The sequence below is a fragment of the Allocoleopsis franciscana PCC 7113 genome, from assembly GCF_000317515.1.
In the GTDB taxonomy this organism is placed as follows: Bacteria; Cyanobacteriota; Cyanobacteriia; order Cyanobacteriales; family Coleofasciculaceae; genus Allocoleopsis; species Allocoleopsis franciscana.
In genome coordinates, this window is record NC_019738.1 from 3,600,752 (window position 1) to 3,613,989 (window position 13,238).

14 protein-coding genes and 2 pseudogenes are annotated in these 13,238 nt (G+C 48.1%); 10 read left to right on the plus strand and 6 right to left on the minus strand.

Annotation, left to right across the window (positions count from 1 at the left end; all coding sequences use genetic code 11):
• Nucleotides 1–235 precede the first annotated feature (235 nt).
• Together MIC7113_RS35435 and MIC7113_RS15080 are read right to left on the minus strand one after the other, a co-directional pair.
• Nucleotides 236–895, minus strand: coding sequence for a DUF6331 family protein (locus tag MIC7113_RS35435; protein ID WP_015183018.1), 660 nt, complete (start codon nucleotides 893–895; stop codon nucleotides 236–238).
• A gap of 3 nt (nucleotides 896–898) precedes the next feature.
• Nucleotides 899–1,672, minus strand: coding sequence for a class I SAM-dependent methyltransferase (locus tag MIC7113_RS15080; RefSeq protein WP_015183019.1), 774 nt, complete (start codon nucleotides 1,670–1,672; stop codon nucleotides 899–901).
• A gap of 304 nt (nucleotides 1,673–1,976) precedes the next feature.
• Between MIC7113_RS15080 and MIC7113_RS15090 the strand changes: the two genes are divergently transcribed.
• Nucleotides 1,977–2,873 (plus strand): AraC family transcriptional regulator, encoded by an 897-nt coding sequence (locus MIC7113_RS15090; protein ID WP_015183020.1) that lies wholly within the window; start codon nucleotides 1,977–1,979, stop codon nucleotides 2,871–2,873.
• Nucleotides 2,874–3,210: 337 nt separating this feature from the next.
• Here MIC7113_RS15090 and MIC7113_RS15095 read toward each other — a convergent pair.
• A pseudogene (locus MIC7113_RS15095) lies at nucleotides 3,211–3,645 on the minus strand (5'-methylthioadenosine/S-adenosylhomocysteine nucleosidase); the annotation flags it as partial.
• Nucleotides 3,646–3,700: 55 nt separating this feature from the next.
• On the opposite strand from MIC7113_RS15095, the gene MIC7113_RS15100 reads away from it, so the two are divergent.
• The 9 genes and pseudogenes from MIC7113_RS15100 to MIC7113_RS15135 all read left to right on the plus strand — a co-directional run bounded on the left by MIC7113_RS15100 (nucleotide 3,701) and on the right by MIC7113_RS15135 (nucleotide 9,746).
• Complete coding sequence (locus MIC7113_RS15100) at nucleotides 3,701–4,168, plus strand: hypothetical protein (RefSeq protein WP_015183021.1); 468 nt, start codon at nucleotides 3,701–3,703, stop codon at nucleotides 4,166–4,168.
• The gene (locus MIC7113_RS36465; RefSeq protein WP_155898005.1) at nucleotides 4,146–4,322 is read left to right on the plus strand and encodes a hypothetical protein; all 177 of its coding nucleotides are present in this window, start codon (nucleotides 4,146–4,148) and stop codon (nucleotides 4,320–4,322) included. Before MIC7113_RS15100 ends, MIC7113_RS36465 begins: the two co-directional genes overlap by 23 nt.
• A gap of 9 nt (nucleotides 4,323–4,331) precedes the next feature.
• Nucleotides 4,332–5,213: a (2Fe-2S) ferredoxin domain-containing protein gene (locus MIC7113_RS15105; protein ID WP_015183022.1), complete on the plus strand. Its 882-nt coding sequence runs from the start codon at nucleotides 4,332–4,334 to the stop codon at nucleotides 5,211–5,213.
• Nucleotides 5,214–5,250: 37 nt separating this feature from the next.
• Nucleotides 5,251–5,583, plus strand: a complete 333-nt coding sequence (locus MIC7113_RS15110; RefSeq protein ID WP_015183023.1) for a hypothetical protein — start codon at nucleotides 5,251–5,253, stop codon at nucleotides 5,581–5,583.
• Between the two features lie 88 nt (nucleotides 5,584–5,671).
• Complete coding sequence (locus tag MIC7113_RS15115; RefSeq protein WP_015183024.1) at nucleotides 5,672–6,412, plus strand: metallophosphoesterase; 741 nt, start codon at nucleotides 5,672–5,674, stop codon at nucleotides 6,410–6,412.
• Between the two features lie 54 nt (nucleotides 6,413–6,466).
• Nucleotides 6,467–6,988, plus strand: a pseudogene (locus tag MIC7113_RS15120) (CobW family GTP-binding protein); the annotation flags it as partial.
• 87 nt (nucleotides 6,989–7,075) lie between these two features.
• Nucleotides 7,076–8,047, plus strand: a complete 972-nt coding sequence (locus MIC7113_RS15125; RefSeq protein ID WP_015183025.1) for a CobW family GTP-binding protein — start codon at nucleotides 7,076–7,078, stop codon at nucleotides 8,045–8,047.
• On the plus strand, nucleotides 8,035–9,147 hold the full coding sequence (locus MIC7113_RS15130; protein WP_015183026.1) for a WD40 repeat domain-containing protein: 1,113 nt from the start codon (nucleotides 8,035–8,037) through the stop codon (nucleotides 9,145–9,147). Before MIC7113_RS15125 ends, MIC7113_RS15130 begins: the two co-directional genes overlap by 13 nt.
• Nucleotides 9,148–9,473: 326 nt before the next feature.
• Nucleotides 9,474–9,746: a hypothetical protein gene (locus MIC7113_RS15135; protein WP_015183027.1), complete on the plus strand. Its 273-nt coding sequence runs from the start codon at nucleotides 9,474–9,476 to the stop codon at nucleotides 9,744–9,746.
• 89 nt (nucleotides 9,747–9,835) lie between these two features.
• Here MIC7113_RS15135 and MIC7113_RS15140 read toward each other — a convergent pair whose 3' ends face one another.
• The 3 genes from MIC7113_RS15140 to MIC7113_RS15150 all read right to left on the minus strand — a co-directional run bounded on the left by MIC7113_RS15140 (nucleotide 9,836) and on the right by MIC7113_RS15150 (nucleotide 13,186).
• The gene (locus MIC7113_RS15140) at nucleotides 9,836–10,609 is read right to left on the minus strand and encodes a DevA family ABC transporter ATP-binding protein (protein WP_015183028.1); all 774 of its coding nucleotides are present in this window, start codon (nucleotides 10,607–10,609) and stop codon (nucleotides 9,836–9,838) included.
• A gap of 163 nt (nucleotides 10,610–10,772) precedes the next feature.
• Entirely contained in the window at nucleotides 10,773–11,930 is a 1,158-nt protein-coding gene (devC, locus tag MIC7113_RS15145) for an ABC transporter permease DevC (RefSeq protein WP_015183029.1), read from the minus strand.
• Nucleotides 11,930–13,186, minus strand: coding sequence for an ABC exporter membrane fusion protein (locus tag MIC7113_RS15150; protein ID WP_015183030.1), 1,257 nt, complete (start codon nucleotides 13,184–13,186; stop codon nucleotides 11,930–11,932). The genes devC and MIC7113_RS15150 overlap by 1 nt, the downstream gene beginning before the upstream one ends.
• Between the last annotated feature and the right edge of the window lie 52 nt (nucleotides 13,187–13,238).

The window sequence follows — 13,238 nt, forward strand, 5'->3', positions numbered from 1 at the left end:
AAACAAATGTAAGCAAGAAGTAGATTAATGAAAACTGGTCAATTTGGATGGGAAGAAATATCCACACTAAACCCGTAATGAAAACAAAACTGAGGACGATAAATGGAATAGACAGGAATTGCAATTTCAGGAGGTTAGGGGTTTGAACCAGATTCCAACCCTCTTCTATGGGAGAAAAGTGAGGATCGGTGGGGACTGGGCCAAGGCGAAATCTCATGGTGTCGAAGAGAAAAAACTAAATAATTTGTCCGATCTTCAGTAAGTTCCCATCCGCATCAACGATATAGAACTCCCGCATGCCCCAGGGTTTGTCTTCTAAGGGGCCAATGCGAGGAATGCCTTCTGTAGGCAATCCCAGAGTTTGAAATTCCTGGAGTAATTCATCCACCTGGGCAACTCGCAAGTAGCAGGCCAAATAGGATTCTGTAGGTACAATATCTGGATAGAAAGTGAGGTGAATTTCCAGAGAACCCCGGTGCAGAATGGCGTAATCGGCGGCTGGATTGACCGGAGAATTACTCTCAAACCCAAGCTTTTGATAAAAATAAACGCTTTTAGAAATATCCCGCGACAGCAAGATGGGAATGGCTTGATCCAACGGCATAGCTAGGGTCTCCCATTGTTTAAGTAAGGTTTTCCAGGCGGAGTAGTCGCCCCAAAAGTTGAGCTGGTCAGAGGAATAGGTAGAGGTTTTGTCAGCAATGGAACAGACCAGTTCCCGCAACTGAAGACGCACCTGACTGAAGGTTTTAGCCTCCGTTTCAGCTATCCAGTTCTGGACATGGTGGGGACTAAAATCAAAGGCATCGAGGCCGCAGCAGGCTGCCACGCAGTGGACTTCGCAGCAGCACAGCAGCGACCAGAGGGGTTCGGGAAGGGTGATTTCTTGCTCCATTGCTCAGTTCCTCTGGGCCAGATAGAGGCGGGTGGTGTAGAGCAGGCGCACCTGTCCCTGGGGGTTAGAGTCGCGATCGCACAGTTCCGCAAGCTTTGACTCCAGCCGTTCCAGCTCCATCCCTGACTGGGGAGTGGAACCCTGGCTACGGGCCAGCCCGATCAGCCCTTCCAGGTTCAGAAACTGCTCAAAGGTAAAGGTGTAGCGCCGTAGATTGTTGAAGTAGGGCAGGTAAACGCCGGACCAGAACAACTGGTAGCGGAGTTTGTTGAGTCCACCTTTGAGGGAAAACCTATCCGCCGGTTTCAGATACCTATCCGCCGGTTGGGATGCCTGGTAGAGATATTTCGTATAGGTCTGGGAAACGGCATCCCGCTGGTCCCAGAAGTTCCAGACCAGGGCCAGACGACCACCGGGCTTGAGAATGCGGTGGAATTCCTTCAGGCTCTGGGTAAAGTCGAACCAGTGGAACGCCTGGAAGGAGGTGACTAAATCCACCGAGGCTGTCCCTAGAGGCACTTGTTCAGCGCTGCCCTCCACGAACTTTACCCCGTCGTGGGGAATCGCCCCCTGCCGCATCTCAGCCCCCGGTTCCACCGCAATCACCTGCACTCCCCGGTCTGCCAGCAAGCGGGAGCCAATGCCCGTCCCGGCACCGATGTCGGCGGCGAGGATGGCATCGGCGGTTATGCCGGAGAGGATTTGGGCGATCGCGGCCTTGGGATATCGAGCACGATAGCGGTCATACCCCTGATAAAACGGAAATGGCTCAGCCATGGCACCTCAATGTCACAACTCTCTAGCCGATGTCCCTTTGTCTTCTGACAGAGTTGCTTGCTGATATGGAGCAATTCAGCCAGCCACTGCTATCAATTTTCAACAACTTCTCTACCCTAGCTACTACCTTTAGCGTTGTCTTGCCGACGCTTGCTCAAACTTGTCTTCAGTTGCCTTTTGCCCTTAAAAAACTGTTGAAGAGCATTAATTTTCATTTCGGTAGCGCAAATCTTACAAATTCAAAAGGGATCGTGCAAAATTAGGATATTTTAGAAAATCATCTACACCCTTTAAGCCATCCATCGTGCCGAAGTCGCCTTCCTTGCTCGATTATCATCAAGGGCTTGAGTACGACAAACTGTTGCCATCACCGCCGTTGCTGCTCAGTCAGGGGCACTGGCGGGGGTTAGTGTTGGAGCACCACGACGCTCCGCCTTGGGAAATCCCTGAGTATTGTGTCTCCCACCATCACATCGGCTTGATGCTTGGCCCATGGCACGGTGAACAATGGATCGACGGTCGCCGCCATTCAGAAATGGCACCTACAGGGAGCCTCTGTATGATTCCGGCTGGAGTACCCTTTGCCTCGCGTTGGCAGAATCGATCGCAGGCGATTGTGCTGGCGTTAGATCCATCTTTACTGGGGACGGTGGTCCATGAGGCGGTGGGGTGTGATCGCATCGAACTCAACTTTTGCTGGTTGCACGATGGCGATCCCTTCATCAGCCAAATTTTGCACCTGCTCAAGTCCGATACAGAGTCTGGTCATCCCATCGGTCCACTCTATGGAGATTCCCTAGCCACTGCTTTGATAGTCCATTTGCTCAAGCAGTACGTAACGCAGCCACCTCTGTTGCCGGTCTACACCGGAGGCATACCCAGATATAGACTAATCCCTGTATTGGAATATATTGATGCCCATCTGCAACACTCCATTAGCTTGCAGGATTTAGCCGACATTGCTGGGATGAGTCAGTACTACTTCTGCCGCATGTTTCGACAAACGATGGGAATCGCCCCATTTCAGTATGTTCGCCAGAAGCGCATTGAAAAGGCAAAAAAATTGCTTGAGCAACCCCACCTGAGCATTTTAGAGGTGGGGTTGCAATGTGGATTCATCAGTCCTAGCCACTTTACTCGACAGTTTCACCAGACTGTTGGAGTAACGCCAAAAGCTTACCGCAACACTTTTTTACCCTAGTAAACGTTCCAATCAAAAATTGACTGCGTGTTTGCGTGCGATCTGGACATCGCTTATCCTGCCCACTCAATTTTTATGCGATCGCAACCCCATTGAATAACCCAACCTGACGGCATAGATAAATAGAACACAAAATGTGTTCTTCAAGCGATCTTAAAGACTTTACAGCGATTCCCACTGGGATGAGATAGGGGGTGTGGGGGTGGCTTACTCATGGGAAAACCGCTGTAAGTGAAGCCGGCTAACGTTGCCCATCACCCGCCGCAGATAACCTTTGCCACTCACCGATCATTTGACATTGTTCCGGTGCATTGGGATTGTTGTGCCGCGCTGCTTGTCACAGAGTTGCTCTCCATTGGACGATGACCTGCGCTAAATTGTGCATAGATTTCTCTAAATTCACTTCAAAATCTGCCGCTGCTTGATAATCTGCTGTATCTGTTACTCCACGCAATTCAAGGTAATCTTTCTTATTGAATTTACACGCTCTTGCTCCTCCTGCTCCTTCCCACGCCACCGCTATACAATTGGTTAAGTTCATTAATTCTTGTCCTCTTGCAGCATCAACAACATCCTCGTCACCGCTCGCAACAGCACCAAAATGAATCGAAAACGCTGAATTCGTCTGAGGTAGATTTTTCAGTGTCTTGATGACTTGACGATCGCCCTTGAAACGCGGCAATGGACGGCTCACAAATTTCAGGGTGTAGTCATGTTCAACCGTTTCAGTTGCAACAACAACATCACCAATTGCCAATAAGTCAGATAAGGCTCCACCGGCTCCAGGTCAAAGTTTTACAGAAGTCGTAATTGTAGGAACCTAGACGATGACTGAAACAAACACTCAAGATTGGCAGCAAGATTTTATCGCCACTAACCTGTTAGCAATTGGTTATAACGCTTGGGTTGGTTACTTGGGAGGAGAGCGTGGTGCGGTTATTTGTAGTACCAATTCTCCAACTGTTGGTGCTTGTGGAGAAACATTCAAAGCACACTTTGTCCCGCGTCGTCGTCTAGCCGCTTTTCTAAATGCGTGGTTATCAGCTCCCGATACAGTGCTACTGCAAAGGCATTTTATGAACGCTTACATTCTCCAAGCTGTAGATAACTATAATCCCCAAAAGGATGTTGTCTTTTTGTTGGAATATGCCAATCAAGCTGCCTTTTTTTACTTGACAAATTTACCGATTACCCCGCCGCAATGTCACGAAATTGTCTGCAAAGAATGGGAAGAATTCCAACCTCAGAACACCCAACAGAGAGAAGGAAAAAATGATGCGATTAGTTCAACATAAAATAGCCGTCGCTCTCAAACTCCATATCCCCTTGGGTGGGAATGTAGTATTCAACGTTATCCTGGATAATTTATTTGACGAGCAATACGAACAATATCCCGGTTATCCCGGAGTGGGACGTAGTTTTCGGCTGGGTATCAGTACCACATTTTAGGAAATTTATATGGGTGAATTCTCTCGTTTGGTTACACCGCTCAATTGTTGCCTTACCGAACCCCTACCAACGGGCGGACAGATTGAGTACGAAGACTTTCCCTGTACGATTGATGTCACCGGCCCCCTGTTGTACACCCTATTTCAAGAACGCTGGCAGGAAACCCAGATTGGTCATGTGGTAGAGGGTAGTGTACTGGAACTGGAATTTACCCAACCCCCGAAAATTTGCATCCTCTACGATGGCTATCTCACTGTCGTAACCGAGGCGTGGCATCTGCATCTTTGCCTGGAAGAACATTTGGGCGGCCCTTTGGAAAAAACACCCCCCAAACTGCGACAGCAACGGTTAATTCATCGGGCATCGCTGTATCGTCGTTTAAATGAAAAAGGAGAAGCCCGCAGTTGGGGCATTCAGTTCTGGAACGGTGCAGGCGAAAAGATGATGAATCTGTTTTTGCCCAATCCCTTTGTTGGGGAGGATGAAGACTTGTTACCGGAGGGCAAACCTCAACTGGAAAAGTTGAGTCTTTACCAGGAATTGCGCGAGATTTACGTCCTGGGTACCCGCCCCATCCCGTTTGAGAATAACCCACTTAAGCGCCCTTATCTGGCAGTATGCCGCTCAAGTCGCTGTTACCCATCGCGCAACTGGCAGCCGATTTTGGAGGCGCTGCAACAGGCAGTAAAAGATGCCGGAATGGATGTGTATGTCATGACTTCCGGTTGTTTGGAGGTTTGCAAGATGGGGCCAGTAGTGTTTTATTCGGGCGATCGCACCTGGTATACCCGCGTTAATCCCGATCTTGCTAGTCGGATTGTCCGAGAACATTTGGTACAAGGTCAACCGATTAAAGACCATCTTTATCCACCAGTCAAAGTGGAATCTTGAAGTTTGCCGTTTTAATTAATTCAAAGGAGACAATACTATGAGTTACATTGAATCAAATCTGACATTGAAACCAAATCTGACTCAAGATTGGTTACGGGGATGTCAAGCGATCGCTAAAAGTCAATTTTGGTTTTTCCTCCTCTTAGCTTTAGCAACCGCAAGTAATGTTATCTATACTTGTACCGTTCCCTTGGTGGGATTTGGTGTGATCGCCGGATCGACTCTTCCCCGTCGTCGTGCCTTAGCTACAGTAATGACTGTTTGGCTAGTCAATCAAGTATTAGGATTTGGCTTTCGTCAGTATCCCTGGACAATCTCTACCTTTGCTTGGGGATTAGTGAAGGTAATGCAATTTGGGGAATTTCCCTAACTGCAATTCACAGCTTACTGGTTTGGGATAACTTGCGTCTGTCTCAGCACTATTAAAAACTTTGATTTCTCATTTAGTATTGATGTCGATGTCCATTACCATCGCTCAATTAACTGATACCCATCTTTGCTGTCATCCCGATGCGGAACTGCGGGGTTCTCGTCCTTGGCACAGTTTAAAAGCGGTAGTGCAGCAGGTGGCAAAAATCAATCCTGATTATCTTCTGCTGACGGGAGATCTGGCTGATAGAGGTTCTCCCTCTGCCTATCAACAGTTAATTGATTTGATTAGTCCGCTGCAAATTCCTACCTATTGGCTTTCTGGCAATCACGATCGCTTGTCAGTAATGAGAGAAGTTCTCGTTCATTCCCTTTTTCATGCACCAAAAGCTGTACTTCTAGGGGGTTGGCAATTAATTTTATTGGATTCAACTTTAGCTAATTCCCGTTTTGGCGAAGGTGAAATATCTCCCCAGTCGTTGCAATTTTTAGCAAAAAGTCTCGAAGTTGAACTTCCTACTTTGATAGCTTTGCACCATCATCCTTTACCTTTTGGGATTGATTGGTTAGATCAGATGCAAGTTCAAAATGCGGATGAATTCCTTGCCCTGATTGATCGCGCCTCCCAAGTACAAGCCGTAGTATTTGGTCATATTCACACCGCGTTTCACCAACAACAGGGCAATACCCATTTTTACGGTAGCCCTTCCACTTGTTTGCAGTTAGATTTACCTCAAGCTACACCTAAGGACAAGCTACCGGGTTTTCGCTTGCTCCACTTGCATCCCGATGGCACGCACCAGACTGAAGTTCATCGCGTTATGGTATGACGTTCAACGGTTAGAAATAACGAGAGGAGATTCTTGTAAACAAGTATTCGGTACAAGTTAGAGGAATTAGAATCTTATCTGAGGACGGTCAAACAGGGTGCTAGAACTCTACATTGTCAATATGGTCAAGTGCCATTACCATTAATTTTGGATGTAGGATTGACGCAGATCGAGGAATATAATAAAGAGCTGGAGACAAAGCAGCACGACGCTCACGAGCATCATTTCCATCATGAACATGACCATGAGCATCACCATCATCACCATGGACATCATTCGCATCACTTAGAAAATGATGGATTTGTTTCAGTTTCTTTTGTGAGCGATCGCCCCTTTGATGTCCACAAATTCGAGAAATTTCTGACACAACAGATGTCCAACAATGTCTTCCGGGCAAAAGGCATCCTCTGGTTTAGTGATAGTCCATTACGGCATATCTTTCAACTGAGTGGTTCTCGTTACGACTTACAGGATGATGTATGGCTCAGTTCGCCCAAAACCCAATTGGTATTTATTGGTCGCAATCTGGATACCGATGAAATCCTCCAACAGCTCAATCAATGTTTAGTGTCATAACTAAATTTTGACTTGAATGGGTGAAAACCTTCCCTACTGCCATGAGAGTGATTATCATTATGGAAAACAGAGAATTATTATTATTCTATGGTTACTGCCAAAACATCCAGCTCAGTTCCGGTTACGGTTCTCACAGGCTACCTGGGAGCGGGGAAAACAACGCTCCTGAATCGCATCCTCACCCACGAACACGGTAAAAAGGTTGCCGTGATTGTCAATGAGTTCGGGGAAGTCGGCATTGACAACCAGCTCGTCATCGATGCCGATGAAGAAATCTTTGAGATGAACAACGGCTGTATCTGCTGCACCGTGAGAGGTGACTTGATTCGGATTATCGGCAACTTGATGCGGCGGCGCAACAAATTCGACCATCTGGTGATTGAAACCACTGGGTTAGCTGACCCTGCACCCGTCATTCAAACCTTTTTTGTCGATGAAGATATGCGGGAGCAACTTTCTCTCGATGCCGTCGTGACGGTGGTGGATGCCAAACATATTTGGGAACACTGGGAGGCAGATGAAGCGCAAGAACAAATCGCCTTTGCTGACGTGATTTTAATCAACAAGACGGATTTGGTGACACCCGAACAGCTTTCGGAGCTAGAAAAGCGGATTCGAGCGATGAATGCGATGGCAAAAATCCACCACACCCGCAACGCAGAGTTAGGGATGGATGCCCTGTTGGGAGTCAAAGCCTTTGACCTGCAACGAGCTCTAGAAATTGACCCAGAATTTTTGAGCGAAACGGCTCACGAACATGACGAAACCGTGGGGTCTGTCGCTCTAGTTGAGTCAGGTGAACTGGACGGTCAAAAGCTGAACGATTGGCTGTCGCGGCTGTTGCAAACGCAAGGACCCGATATCTTCCGTATGAAGGGCATTCTCACCATCAAAGGAGAAGACCATCGATTTGTCTTCCAAGGTGTGCACATGTTGTTTGATGGGACACGCGATCGCCCCTGGAAGCCTGGGGAAACTCGCAAAAATGAACTCGTGTTCATTGGTCGCAATTTGGACAAAGCTCAACTCAGAGAGGACTTTGTAGCGTGTATGGCTTAAATGCTACGGGCAAAAAGTTATTCGACCGACACTTTTCGGGGACACTTTCAGAATATGTAACCGCGATCGCCTGGTCACCGGATGGAAAAATCCTAGCTGCCAGTTCTGCGTCAGGGGAGGTCATGCTTTGGCGAGATTTACCCAGTCAAGGCGAGGTGGCATGGCCTTTGTTTCCCCTACAAGTCGGTGAGGGTCAATCGGTAGACTGCCTTGCTTTCTCGAAGGATGGAGAATTTCTCGCTGCTGGCGGTCAGGATGGACGGGTGAAAATTTGGCGTTTGCATCCAAATGCAGGAGTATACAGATGTAGACCCTTGCACACTCTAGAAAATGCCCCGGCTTGGGTTGACAAGCTCAGTTGGAGTCCCACAAGCAACCAGCTTGCCTTTTGTTTAAAGCGTCACGTCCAAGTGTGGGAGGCTGATGCGGCTGAAGTGGCAGCGACACTTAATTTTGAGGAGTCGTCTGTACTGGGCATATCCTGGCATCCATCGGGACAGCACCTAGCCATCTGTGGCGACAAAGGAGTTAAGGTTTGGAATGCTGCTGATTGGCATGATGACCCCTGTTTCTTCGCTCTGCCTACCGCTAGTGTTGCGCTCGCTTGGTCGCCTGATGGCAAGTACCTGGCTGCTGGCAATCTCGACAACACCCTGACGGTTTGGGAATGGGGCAACCTCGACCCCTGGGTGATGCGCGGCTTTCCCGGGAAAATCCGCAATCTGGTGTGGTCGAAGCCACTGACGGCGGTAGGTGCGCCCCTATTAGCCATGTCTAGCGTGGAGGGTGTTGTGGTTTGGGAAAAGCAGGCTCAGGAGTTAGGCGGTTGGGACGGTCGGGTGCTGGAGGCTCATGACGGCATGGTACAGGCTTTAGCCTTTCAACCTGACACCTTTCTTTTATCATCAGCCGCTGACGACGGTCAAATTTGTCTTTGGCACAAAGCCAAAAAAGTCGCACAAATTTTGGAAGGCGCACCCGACGGTTTTTCCTGTCTGGCTTGGCATCCCCAAGGGCATCAACTTGCTGCTGGTGGTCAAAATGGTGAATTGCTGATTTGGTCGAAATCTATGCGAGGCAAAGGGTTTGGAGGACAGTGACCAAACAAATAGGGACTGCCATTGAGGGGATTGGCGGCTGGTGAGGAGGGAAATCTCTAATCCCTAATCCTCTCAAGAGCCATTAGACCTGTCCGAAAATTGGAAAAGCTCTGTGCCGTCAGTTAAGTTGACGTTGATTGGGATTGTGTCCTCAGTGGTGCTGAATTTGTCCTCTGGTTTCTGTACTGTCGTAGCTCAGTTTGTCTTGTTTCGCTTGAAAGCGTTCTCGTTCTCCTGTCTGAGGCAGGTACGAGTCTGGCGGGAAGGAAAAGGCTATAATTTCTTACATTGATTATTCCCCCAAGAACCATTGCCGAGGAATTTTTATGCACAGAGCTACGCTGACTTTACTTGCCTCCGCTGGAAGCTTAGCGATTATGGTACTAATTGCCAATCCCGCAGATGCTGCTCCAGTAGTAGCCCCAAATATAGATTCTGTGATGGAAGCACCAGCTGTACAGATTGTTAAGAAGCACCGCACCAATCCAATGCTCAACTTGGTTGCACAACAGAGCAACCCGATTTTAGACCAAATGGGATGCAACTGCACGGCCTGCATAAAGGCTCTTCGTCAAATGCAAGGTCAATTCACCCTTTAGTATTCGGTTTCTTGTTCTAAGCTGTGCGAACTCTGTGTCTGTGTGGTTCATATAAAAAATGGGGTCATCACCCCGATATGGTATTAACTTTATGCCACCGCTAGACTCTCCTGATTCGATCGCTCTAAGCTAGAATCCGAAGCCAGATACCCATCTTCCATGTGGACAATGCGATCGGCTACATCCAGAATCCGATTATCGTGAGTCACCATTAAAATGGTGCAGCCTTGTTCTTTGGCTAGATGCTGCATCAGTTCAACGACATCGCGACCGGATTTTTTATCGAGTGCGGCGGTGGGTTCGTCGGCTAATACTAATTTGGGATGGCTGACTAGAGCGCGTGCGATCGCAACTCGTTGTTTTTGCCCTCCAGATAAGTCTTCTGGGTAGTAATTGATTCGGTGCCCTAACCCCACTGCCTCTAGCATTTGAGCCGCTAAGGCTGGCATATCCTTCACGGGAATGTCATTATGCAGTTCAAGAGCCATTTGTACGTTTTGTTGCGCGGTTAGGCTCTTTAGTAAATTGTGTGCTTGAAAAATGTACCCAATGTTACGACGCACCTGCACAAGTTGATTTTGGGTGGCTCCACATAGCTCTTGACCTAATACTTGAAGGCTACCTTCTTGGGCTGCTCGCAAACCACCTGCCATCGTGAGTAGGGTGGTTTTTCCTGAACCTGATGGCCCGGTCATAATCACAATTTCACCGGGATAAATTTCTAGGTTGATGTTAAATAATGCTTGCTTGCGTAATTTTCCCTGACCAAAGTAGTGGTTGAGATTTTGAATGGCAATGACGGGTTTTGGTAACATGGGCTTTTTGGGGTTGGACTTGGAGTTTCCTTTGTTCGCTTTTTGCATATTGATATCAATCTCTTCTTTTTGTTTTAAATGGGTGGTTTTGTTGAAATAGAACGAACAACTCCAGGCACATAGAACACAGAGAAGAGAGGAGAAAAGTGGGGAAAGATAGGTTGATTTTTTGACCTGTATAAATGTAGGGAAAGGGAATATAATGTGTTGGCTAGAAGATGTCTGCTGGGTCGGCTGACTGTAGCTTACGCATGGCGATCGCTCCGGAAATGGCACACATGACCATTGTCATAATGAGTACTTGTAAAGCTCTGAGAGTAGCCATAAATAGGGGAAGATTGGTGGCATTGCGGGTTAGGGCATACAGCCCAACGGATAGGGAAATTCCAGGGAGATAGCCGAGAAGTGACAAAATTAAAGCTTCTTGAAACACGACACTCAGCAGGTAGAAGTTTCTGTAACCCATTGCTTTGAGGGTGGCGTATTCAGCCATGTGATCGGCAACATCGGTGTATAGGATTTGGTAGACAATAATCACGCCGACGATAAATCCCATCATTGTCCCTAGGGTGAAAATAAACCCGATCGCTGTATTGGTTTGCCAGTAATTCTTTTCAAATTCAATAAATTCTGGCTTAGTGAGAACTTTGATATCTTCAGGGAGTTTGGCTTGCAATGCGTCTGCTGTGAGGCGGGGGTCGGTACCCGGTTGCAGGGTAATTAAACCCACGCTGACACTTTCTGGATTACGTCGGGGAAATATCCGGAGAAAATTGAGGTCACTGGTAATTAAGCTGCCATCTGCACCAAAGGAAGCGCCGATGCTAAATAAACCACTGATGTTAATTTTGCGATCGCCCACTTCTGTGCTGACGGATTTGCCTTGAACCACTTGGGCGATGGTTACTTTATAATCCCCTCTAGATGAGCGGTCAAATAACACCGCATCCGGAAGTTTGATGGTATTCAGATTTTCGTTGACTCCCGGTAAATTAAATACTGGTTTGTCAGGGTCAAAACCCACGACTAAAATTCCAGTTTTGTGACGAGTTTGGGGATTCTTCCAATCGGCGACATTGATGTATAGGGCATCGGCTGATTTTACCCCCGTCAAACTCATGGATTGGTAGAGGCGACGGCGAGGAAAGGTTGCCATATTCATCAGGTTGCGGCCTTGGGGGCTAATTAACACCAAGTCAGCGCGGATACTTTGATGTAATCGCGTGGTGCTGTCGTAAAGCGCCGCTTGGAAACCCAATTGCATAAACATGAGAATATCGGCAAAGGCAATTCCTGCCAGCGCCACCATGAGGCGGGGTTTTTCGCGAGTTAGTTGAAGCCAGGATAGGGGAATTTTGCGGTGGAACATCAGCGAGTACCCCCATCGGTTTGTGATTTGTTGAGTTCGATCTGCGCTTCGCAGCAGCGCTTCGCTATCGCAACCTTGACTTGTGCGTTGGTTAAACCCGCCACTTTTGGCGTGGCGCTGTCATCGAGACGGATTTTCACTTCAACCACTCTAGAATCGATGTCTGCAACGGGGTCGGTGTTGAGGACATCTTTTTTGCGAACTTGCAAACCAACCTCGTCTACTGTTCCCAGCAATTCGTCACTAAATGAACTGCTGGTAATTTGGGCGATTTGACCCGGATGCACTTTACTCACATCGCTTTCATAAACTTCTGCAACGACGTACATTTGGTCGGTTTGACCCAAGTCGGCAATTCCGTCTGTTTTGACGACTTCCCCAGGCCAGGTGTGAATTTTGAGGATTTGACCGTCTCTAGGCGCTTTCACATAAGCGAGATCGAGGTCAGCTTGTGCGCGTTTAACGGCTGCGATCGCATTATTCACCTCGGCTTGCGCGGCTTGCACATCGACCGGACGCACTTCAGCAATCTGTGTCAGGGTGGCTTGCGCTTCGTTTATTTGCTCTCGCTTGGCTTGTTGGATTCGATTCAGGTTGGCTTTGGCTTCGTTGAGTTGCTGTTGAACGGTGTCTAAAACTAAGCGCTTACTATCGCGGTTCGAGGCAGAAATTGCACCGGCTTGGTATAAGGATTGATAGCGTTGATATTCGGTTTGGGCATTGCGTAACTCGGCTTCTAAGCGGGCAACGGTGGCTTGTTGAGCCGTCGTATCTCCCTGTTGTTCTGCCTCTAAACGTGCGATCGCGGCTTTTTGGGCATTAATTTCTCCGGTTTTTGCCCCAGCTTTCACTTGAGCGAGTTTGGCTTGGGCAACATCAACCTGTTCTTGCGCTTGTGTTAAGGAAGCGAGGAGGCGATCGTGTGAATCCAGAATTGCCACAACTTGCCCAGAACGAACTTTTTCTCCTTGTTTCACCAGCAGTTGAGCGACTCGACTTCCTTCGACTGAAGTGGGTGCAGACAGTTGAATCACCTCTCCGCGAGGCTCTAAACGCCCCAAGGCAGTTACCTGGGTGATTTCCGGAACAGTAGCGGCGGGAGGGGGTAAGGAACTTTTCTGAGTGGATTGAAAGGTTTTTAAACCGTAGATTAGGGTTCCGCCAGCGGCTAGAGCAGCGATCGCCGCTAAAATTGTTGTCTGTTGAAATTTCGGCTTTACACCCTTCGAGAGGTTTTCTTGATTGGTGAGTTGCATGGTTTTTAGCTCCTTCGTTTAGACGCGCTCTCCCGTTCACGCGCCACCCAAG

Coding starts and splice junctions, on each gene's coding strand:
- MIC7113_RS15110 (WP_015183023.1), top strand. CDS start 5,251: ATGAGTTACATTGAATCAAATCTGACATTGAAACCAAATCTGACTCAA.
- MIC7113_RS15080 (WP_015183019.1), bottom strand. CDS start 1,672: ATGGCTGAGCCATTTCCGTTTTATCAGGGGTATGACCGCTATCGTGCT.
- MIC7113_RS15150 (WP_015183030.1), bottom strand. CDS start 13,186: ATGCAACTCACCAATCAAGAAAACCTCTCGAAGGGTGTAAAGCCGAAA.
- devC (WP_015183029.1), bottom strand. CDS start 11,930: ATGTTCCACCGCAAAATTCCCCTATCCTGGCTTCAACTAACTCGCGAA.
- MIC7113_RS15100 (WP_015183021.1), top strand. CDS start 3,701: ATGACTGAAACAAACACTCAAGATTGGCAGCAAGATTTTATCGCCACT.
- MIC7113_RS36465 (WP_155898005.1), top strand. CDS start 4,146: ATGATGCGATTAGTTCAACATAAAATAGCCGTCGCTCTCAAACTCCAT.
- MIC7113_RS15140 (WP_015183028.1), bottom strand. CDS start 10,609: ATGCAAAAAGCGAACAAAGGAAACTCCAAGTCCAACCCCAAAAAGCCC.
- MIC7113_RS15115 (WP_015183024.1), top strand. CDS start 5,672: ATGTCCATTACCATCGCTCAATTAACTGATACCCATCTTTGCTGTCAT.
- MIC7113_RS15135 (WP_015183027.1), top strand. CDS start 9,474: ATGCACAGAGCTACGCTGACTTTACTTGCCTCCGCTGGAAGCTTAGCG.
- MIC7113_RS15125 (WP_015183025.1), top strand. CDS start 7,076: ATGGTTACTGCCAAAACATCCAGCTCAGTTCCGGTTACGGTTCTCACA.
- MIC7113_RS35435 (WP_015183018.1), bottom strand. CDS start 895: ATGGAGCAAGAAATCACCCTTCCCGAACCCCTCTGGTCGCTGCTGTGC.
- MIC7113_RS15105 (WP_015183022.1), top strand. CDS start 4,332: ATGGGTGAATTCTCTCGTTTGGTTACACCGCTCAATTGTTGCCTTACC.